3 protein-coding genes are annotated in these 8,760 nt (G+C 33.8%); all 3 read left to right on the top strand.

Annotated elements, in window-relative coordinates; genetic code table 11:
- A partial coding sequence (locus tag CBD51_000230; GenBank protein ID RPG60798.1) for a T9SS C-terminal target domain-containing protein occupies positions 1-184 on the top strand: 184 nt, incomplete at its 5' end.
- A 157-nt stretch (positions 185-341) separates the two neighbouring features.
- Positions 342-5,891 carry a T9SS C-terminal target domain-containing protein gene (locus CBD51_000225; protein ID RPG60797.1) on the top strand — a complete coding sequence of 1,850 codons (5,550 nt, stop codon included), beginning with the start codon at positions 342-344 and terminating at the stop codon, positions 5,889-5,891.
- A gap of 1 nt (position 5,892) precedes the next feature.
- On the top strand, positions 5,893-8,760 hold a 2,868-nt coding region (locus CBD51_000220; GenBank protein ID RPG60796.1), incomplete at its 3' end, for a hypothetical protein.

Here is an 8,760-nt window from a genome sequence, read left to right as displayed (position 1 = left end):
AGAGGTTACAATAGGAGTATATAATATGTTAGGTGAGCATGTTGCAGAATTAGCTAGTGATATCTTTAGTGTTGGAAAGCATGAAGTAACATTCGATGCAAATGATTTAGGTCAAGGGACTTATTTTGTAAGAATGACTACTGATAACTTTACAGCAACTAAGAATATGAATATCGTTAAATAACCGTAACGATCCATAAGTAAAGAAAGCCCCATAATGATGGGGCTTTTTTTTTATAATCAAATAAGATATTTTGATTGTAAAACTTTGTAATTATTAGTATCTTAGCAGATATAGCTAGCACCAATTAAAAAAATATGACTTTTATTAGATAAAGTTTATGCAAAGATTATTATTACGCATATTAGGTGTTTTAGTTTATTTAAATGCTTTTTCTCAAGGTAATTTAAATTGGCCCGAATCTGTAGGTTTGGAATACTTAGATAATTCAGAGCTTATCACCCAGGGTAATGCAACAATAGCTCTACAAGCATCTAATTTCCCATTTTTTAATGTCCTTTTGCCTGATGAAATTACTCCTCAATCAATTCCTTCAGGTTCAGTTATAGGTGTGTTTTATGATACAAATGATAGTAATATGATTGAAGAGTGGGTTTGTGGAGGATTTAACTTCTGGCCTGAAGACAATGAGAGTTTTACTATAGCATCTTGGGAGGATGATTATTCTACAAATGAGCTAGATGGTTTTACATCAAATACAGAATATGTGTGGTTTTTAAGAATTGATAATAATAGCGATGACCCCTCAGAAGGATGGACAGATTACATAGGTCAAAATGCAATTATGGATAATAGTTATGATTTAGAGCTCTGTGGCGGTCAATGTCAACAAAGTTTTGTTGCTAATGGTCTTTCTAACTTGTTAATGGTTGATTTTACACTTTATTCCGAGTGGTCAAACTGTATGGATATGTCAGCATGTAATTATAATTCTCAGGCAGCAGGTGTTGTTGACGATATTGCGTTTGAAGATCAGGGTTGTGAATATCCAGAAAGTGAATGGGTAGATTGTGATGGTGTGTGTTATGATGATGATGGTGATGGAGTTTGTAATGTTAATGAACAGGTAGGATGTATGGATCCATTGGCATTCAACTATGAGGATTATTATACTGACCCAGCAACATGTATGTATCAAGGATGTATGGACCCAGTTGCATTGAATTACGATTTTAGTGCTACTGTACCAGGCCCATGTGAATATCCTGAATATCAATTTGATTGGACAGTCGAACAAGGTTATCCACTTAATTTTGCAGTTTTTGCTATTGATAGTATTATTGGTCTACCAGAAAATGATTCATTTTGTAATGATGTGACAATAGGAGCTTTTTATGGTAATAATACTTATTTGTCGAATCAGGAGGCTATAGTGGGTGGTCAGTTTTACTCAGTTACAGATCTAGATATAATTCAAGACGGTTTGTTAATCGAAGGTCATTATCCTTTATTTGAATCCTATATTTCAGCTGTTTTATCTAATAATGCTGACGCTTCATTTAATTCTAGTATTTATTCTTATGATCAGTATATCGATGAAATATCTAGTTGGACTAATTATTCTGATACATCATCCACCCCATATTTAGAAAGTATTATTGATCCTGGAGAGTATGAAATTCCTGATTTATTATTAGAAAATATGCAGAATGAGCTCTATACAGGTTATGTGGGTGATTTTTTAGAGAATGTTTATATGTCTTCATCATCATCAAGTGGTATTGAGCCTGTTGATAATTTCCCTAATTATAGTGATAATTATGGTTTAGGATTTAGTGGGTACGGAAATGGTAGTTTCTACACCTGTCAAAATAGTAATGATGTGGGGCCTTATCAATCATTATTAGCTATTTATGAAGACGACAATACAACTGAGGAAAAAGATGGTTTTAATAATGATGAGCCAATGGTTTTTATTGTTGAGCTTAACGGAATAGAGTATTTAGCTGAGCCATCATTTCATGTGGTCACAGAATTGGATGGTTCTCAGTCACTTCAAACAGACCTGTTTGAACAGAATGGCATGTATGCAGCTGACTTAATAATTGTAGGAACTGTTGCATTTGGCTGCACTGATGAAAATTATTTGGAATATGATTCAGCGGCAAATATTCTTGATGGTTCATGTGTTACATTAATGGTTGAAGGTTGTACTGATGTTTATGCAGCAAATTATAACCCTCAAGCAAATACTGATGATGATTCTTGTTATTATTTTGCTTGTACTGATGATACTTTTTTGGAGTATTATAATTATGATCCAATTAGTTATAGTATTTCATCTTCTAATTACTCTCCCGATTTATACTCTGTTGTTGATGATGGGTCCTGTTTAACCCCAATTGTATATGGTTGTACAGATGTGAGTGCATTCAATTATTCCATATTAGCAAATGTAGATGATAACTCATGTATTGCTATTATTGAGGGTTGTACGGATTCAGAAGCGTTTAATTATAATCCTGAAGCCAATACGGATTATGATGGTGCACTATGTTTACCTGTTATTGATGGATGTTTAGACTATTTAGCAGTTAATTATAACCCGCTAGCAAATACAGATGATAGTTCATGTTATTATGAGCCAGGTTGTACTGACTCAGAAGCTTTGAACTATCAAGAAGATGCAGATTATGATGATGGTTCATGTATTGCTATAGTTGAAGGTTGTACTATAGAAGGTATGTTTAATTATGATTCAAATGCAAATATTAATAATGGTTCATGTATCCCGTTTATTTATGGCTGTACAGACGGAACTATGTGGAATTACAATGTAAATGCTAATACTGATGATGACTCATGTATTCCATTTGCATATGGCTGTACAGATCCAACAGCATATAATTATGATTCAAATGCTAATACTGATGATGCTACATGTGTTCCATTTATCTATGGTTGTATGGATGCAACAGCATGTAATTACGACTCCACAGTTAACACAGTAGATGGCTCATGTACTTATGCAGAAACCTATTATGATTGTGCAGGAGTATGTTTAAATGATTTAGATGATGATGATGTGTGTGATGAATTAGAAATTCCTGGATGTACAGATCCATCAGCATTTAATTATGACATAGCAGCTACTGATGATGATGGCACATGTATTGCCATTATTCAAGGTTGTACTAACTTATCTGCTCTTAACTTTAGTTCTAATGCTAATACAGATGATGGCTCATGTTGTTATATAGCGGGCTGTACAGATAATACTGCTTTTAACTATAATTCAAGTGCATGTTTTGATGATGAATCTTGTATTTCTGTTATAGAAGGATGTACTAATCCATCTGCATTTAATTATGATGCAAGTGCTAATTCTGATAATGGATCATGTATTCCATTTATATATGGTTGTACAGATGATACAATGTTTAATTATAATCCTGAAGCAAATACTGATTTTGGAGGATTATTGTGTATTCCATTTATTTCAGGTTGTACAGATCCAGAGGCGTTTAATTATGCTATTAATGCTAATACAGATGATGGGTCGTGTATTGCTATAGTTGAAGGTTGTACAGATAACACCGCATTTAATTATGATTCAGAAGCAAATACCGATGATGGTTCTTGTATTCCATTTATCTATGGCTGTATGGATCCAGCTGCTGCTAATTATAATGAAAATGCCAACATCGATAATGAAACATGTTTTTATTTGATTTTTGGCTGTACTAATTCTAGTGCTTATAATTATAATCCTGATGCAAATGTGAATGATGGTTCTTGTATTCCATTTATTTTTGGCTGTATAGATTTAACAGCATATAATTATAATCCTGATGCAAATACTGAGGATGGCTCATGTGAAGCAGTGATACTTGGCTGTACAAATCCATATTATTATAATTATAATTCTGATGCAAATGTTGATGATGGATCATGTATCCCTTTTATCTATGGCTGTACAGATGAAACTGCTTTTAACTTTAACTCTGATGCAAATTTTGATTTTGAAGGATTATTATGCGTAGAAGTGGTTGAGGGTTGTATAGATATAGAAGCATTAAATTATGAAATAGAGGCTAATACAGATGATGGGTCGTGTTACTATCAAGCAGGTTGTACAGATATAACGGCATTTAATTATGATGAAAATGCTGACTATGATGATGGTTCATGCGTTGATATAGTTGAAGGTTGTACAGATGTGACAGCATTTAATTATAATTCTGATGCAAATGTTAATGATGGTTCATGTATTCCATTTATCTATGGTTGTACAGACCCAGAAGCATTTAATTATAATTCTGATGCCAATACTGACTTTGAAGGGTTATTATGTACATATGTAATTCATGGTTGTACTGATGATTCAGCATTTAATTATGACCCTGATGCAAATACAGATGATGGGTCTTGTTATCCTTTTATATTTGGTTGTTTAGATGAAGAAGCGTTAAATTATAATGATTATGATTCTGATGGGGTGTCAAACCCACTTACTGGCGATTCTCAAATTGATGTGAACACAGATTTTGGTGGTATATTTTGTGAATACCCCATATATGGTTGTACAGATCCTTATTCAATAAATTATGATTCATCGGCAAATGTTGATGATGGTTCATGTATACAATTTGTATTTGGTTGTATGGATGAGGAGGCTGTTAACTATAATGAATTTGCAAATATTGATTTTGGCGGTATATTTTGCGTATATGCAATCTATGGTTGTACAGATTCATCAGCGTTTAATTATGATGCCACAGCAACTGATGATGATGGTTCATGTACACCTGTAGTAGAAGGTTGTTTAGACGACACTTATTTAGAGTATGATTCAAATGCTAACACAGATGATAATTCTTGCACTACTTTAATAGTAGAGGGCTGTATAGATGATATTTATTTAGAGTATGATTCAAATGCTAACACAGATGATGGCTCCTGTGCTATATTAATAGTTGAGGGTTGTACTGACTCATCAGCAATGAATTATAATCCAAGCGCTAATACAGATGATGATTCATGTATTCCATTTATTTATGGCTGTACAGACCCAGAAGCATATAATTATAACTCTGATGCTAATATTAATCAGGCAAGTGCTGAAGATAATTCTAATCCTTGCATTGAATTTATTTATGGTTGTACAGATTTAAATGCCTTAAATTATGATTTAAGTGCAAATACAGATGATGGTTCATGTATTCCAGTAGTCGAAGGTTGTACATATCCTAATGCAACTAATTATTTGCCAAGCGCTAACATAGATGATGGTTCCTGTTTATTTGCTGGATGTACAGATCTTGATGCAGAAAACTTTGATGAAAATGCAGATATTGATGATGGCTCGTGCATTATTTATGGATGTCTTATTAATGCATGGTATATTTGTCCAGAATCATATAATCCAGATGCTACTATTAATGATTGGAGTATGTGTACTTTTATATGGGGGGGGTGTGAGACTGCAAACTCAATTATTTTGTCACCTGATGAATATCCAACTATGTTGCTAACGGATATAACTAATGATATTGATGATGCACATTATTATTTGGGAGAAGATAGAATTGGTTGTATGGATAAATCGGCAGATAATTATTTAATTACAGCAGTTGTTGATGATGAGAGTTGTATGTATAGCTTGCACTCAATTATTTTAGAAAAAAATAATGACTTTAAAATTTACCCTCAACCAGCAAGTACATATATTGTTTTTGAAATTTTGGAAGAAGAAACTATCATTAACCAAGAGTTGGTAATATATAATATTTTAGGAGCAGAGGTTTTAAGCTTTATAATAAAAGAAAATAACATCAAACTTAACATTGAAGAGTGGGAGAAAGGTATATACTATGCGACAATGTATTTAAACAACAACTTTATAACATATAAATTTTTAGTGGAGTAAAATGAAGAAAGTATTTGCCATATTATTTTGTATATTTCCGTTATACATTCACGCTCAAACTGGCTGTGCTGATTCAGCTGCCATTAATTATTATTGTAATACTGATGCTGGTAATTTTGCAATAAATCCAGTGACGGGTTGCCAGTTTTTAGGTAATACTGATGAATTTGGTGCACCAATTTTTGAATTGCCTTTTGGATTTGTTGACGATGGTTCATGCTATTATAATCCTGGTTGTACTAATGATTTATATTTAGAATATGATGTTTTAGCAGATTTTGATAATGGTTCATGCTTAACTCTAGCAGTTCCTGGTTGTACTAATCCTAATGCTTGTAATTATAATGAAAACGCAAATTCCAATGATGATTCATGTACATTTCCTAGTATAAGTACTGATTGTGAAGGTAATTGTTATGAAGGATTTAATGATTTTGGAAGCGGTTGTGAGCAGGTAGTGTTTGGGTGTGTAGATCCAACTGCATTAAATTATGACTCTGAATCAGGCGCAAACACAGATGATGGTTCCTGTATTGCTTCAGTTCTTGGTTGTACAGATGCTACGGCATTTAATTATAATCCAGATGCAAATACTGACAATGGCTCATGTATTCCGTTTGCATATGGTTGTATTGATGACATAGCTTGTAATTATGATGAAAATGCTAATACTGATAACGGTTCATGTGTTTATGCCGAGACTTATTATGATTGCGCTCAAATATGTATAAATGATTCTGACACTGATGGTGTTTGCGATGAATTAGAAGTTTTAGGTTGTCAAGACGATATAGCCTGTAATTACAATACTGCTGCTACAGATTCTGGGGATTGTACTTATGCAGCCCAAAATGCGGATTGTGACGGTACTTGTATAAATAACTATGCTGATTTTGGGGAAGGTTGTGAGTTAGTCACACCAGGTTGTACTGATTCAGCAGCACTCAACTATAATGAAAATGCTAATACCGATAATGGTTCCTGTATTCCATTTATCTATGGCTGTACTGATTCAACAGCGTTTAATTATGATTTAAATGCTAATACTGATGATGGCTCATGTATTCCGTTTATATATGGTTGTATTGATGATACAGCATTAAACTATGATTTAGATGCAAACACAGATAATAATTCTTGTTGCTTTGTTGGAGGTTGTACAGACAACACAGCATTTAATTATGATGCGCAAGCATGTGTTGATGATGGTTCGTGTCTTCCTTATGTCCTTGGTTGCACAGATGAAACTGCATGCAGTTACAATGAAGATGCTAACACATCTGATAATTCATGTACTTATGCAGCGACTTATTACGATTGTGATGATATATGTTTAAATGATTCTGATGAAGATAGTGTTTGTGATGAGTTAGAAATAGCAGGCTGTACAGATTCTGCTTATTTAGAATATGATTCAACAGCTACGGATGATGATGGTTCATGTGCTACTTTGGCTGTTCCTGGTTGTATGGATGATTTTTATGCAGAGTATTATAATCAAGGTTTTGTTGCTAACACGGACAATGGCTCATGTGATCAAGTAGCGGTCTATGGTTGTACGGATTTATCAGCGGTGAATTATAGCTCAGAAGCAAATGTAAATGATTCTACATGCTACTATAATCCAGGTTGTACGGACGCTACAGCATTTAATTATGACGAAAATGCTGACTATGATGATGATTCATGCGTTGATATAGTTGAAGGTTGTCTAGATGCAACCGCATTTAATTATGATGTTAATGCAAATACTGATGATGGATCATGTGTTGCAATAGCTTTAGGTTGTATAGATTCGTCGGCACTAAACTATGATTTAAGTGCTAATACTGACAATGGAACATGTTGTTATGTTGCGGGTTGTACTGATTCTGCTGCATTCAATTTTGATTCATCAGCATGTTTCGATGATGGTTCTTGTATAGCAGTTGTAGAAGGATGTACCGATGTAACAGCATTAAATTACAATTCAAGTGCTAACACTGATGATAATAGTTGTTATTATGTACTTGGTTGTACGGATTTAACAGCATTAAATTATAATGTAAGTGCCGATCAGGATGATGGTTCATGTTGTTATGTTGGAGGTTGTACCGATTCCACAGCATTTAATTATGATGCATCGGCATGTTTTGATGATGGTTCATGTGTGGCAGTTGTTGAAGGCTGTACAGATTCTACAGCGTTAAATTATGATTTAAGTGCAAATACAGATAATGGTTCATGTATTGCTTATGTTTATGGTTGTGTAGACTCCACCGCATGTAATTATGATTCAAGTGCAAATACATCTGATGGCTCATGTACTTATATTGAAGTAGATTGTAGTACATGTATAAACGGTTTAGTTGTTGAGACAGATTCAGATGGAGATGGTGTTGTAGATTGTGACGAGGTTGCAGGCTGTACAGATTCAACAGCATTTAATTACGACTCTTCTGCAACAGATGATGATGGTTCATGTATAGCAATAGTTCTTGGTTGTATTAATTTATCAGCTCTTAATTATGATGCAAGTGCAACTACAGACGATGGTACATGTTGTTATATAGCAGGTTGTACGGATTCCACAGCATTTAACTATAATTCTAATGCATGTTTCGATGATGGTTCGTGTATAGCAGTAGTTTTAGGTTGTACAGATTCTTCAGCTCTTAATTATGATTCAAGTGCTAATACTGACGATGATAGTTGTTGTTATGTTGGAGGTTGTACAGATGCAACAGCATTTAATTATAATTCTACTGCATGTTTCGATGACGGCACATGTATAGCAATCGTTGAAGGTTGTACAGATTCTAGTGCATTTAATTATGATTCAAGTGCTAATACAGATAGTGGTTTATGTGTTCCTTATAGTTATGGCTGT

This window comes from Flavobacteriales bacterium TMED191, assembly GCA_002171975.2.
In the GTDB taxonomy this organism is placed as follows: Bacteria; Bacteroidota; Bacteroidia; order Flavobacteriales; family TMED113.
This window is presented reverse-complemented; position numbering and strand designations above follow the sequence as displayed.

What these genes read in the sequence shown, in the direction of transcription:
- CBD51_000225 (RPG60797.1), top strand. Translation starts at nt 342, where the DNA reads ATGCAAAGATTATTATTACGCATATTAGGTGTTTTAGTTTATTTAAAT.